1 protein-coding gene is annotated in these 592 nt (G+C 66.0%); it reads right to left on the minus strand.

Translation table 11 applies throughout. The features are described 5' to 3' along the window. Positions 1 to 592, minus strand: a 592-nt coding sequence (locus AC1DWF_RS36635; RefSeq protein ID WP_476843339.1) for a Bug family tripartite tricarboxylate transporter substrate binding protein, incomplete at both ends; no start/stop codon positions are given.

The following is a 592-nucleotide window of genomic DNA, read 5'->3' on the forward strand; positions in this document are numbered from 1 at the left end:
AGGTGACGGCCAGCAATCTGACCCGTCCTTCCCGCACCAGTGGCAATCCGATGACAGCAGCCTCCACATAGACCTGGACGCCGCCATTGAGCAATTCCGGAAGTGCACCGGCGATCCCCCGGAAATGCACGAAATCGCAACGGGCGCCCACCGATCGGATCAGCAATTCCAGCGCCAGATGTTGAGCCGTGCCCGCGCCCGGAGTGCCGCAAGTGCTTGGTCTCGTTTTCAAAACCTCGATCAGCTCGCCAACGGTGCGGACGCCCTGGCTGGGCCCTCCCAGCACCATCAAAGGCAGGCTCGCGAAGCGGCTTATGGGGGTCAGGTCTGCTTGTGGGTCATAGCCTAGCTGCCGGGACAGATGCCGGTTCAGGATCATCGTCGTCGCGGTTACGACGCCGAGGGTGTTGCCGTCGGGTGTCGAGCGCGCAAGCTCCTCGCCGGCGACATTGCCGCGGGCACCCGTGCGGTTCTCGACATTGACGGGGCGGAAAAGGCGCTGGCTCAGCGCCTCGGCGAAGACGCGCGAGATGCGGTCCACGCCGCTGCCCGGCGGCAGGCCGACCAGCAGGCGGATCGGCTCGCGCTCGTC

The sequence above is a fragment of the Aminobacter sp. P4_D5 genome (genome assembly GCF_056401815.1).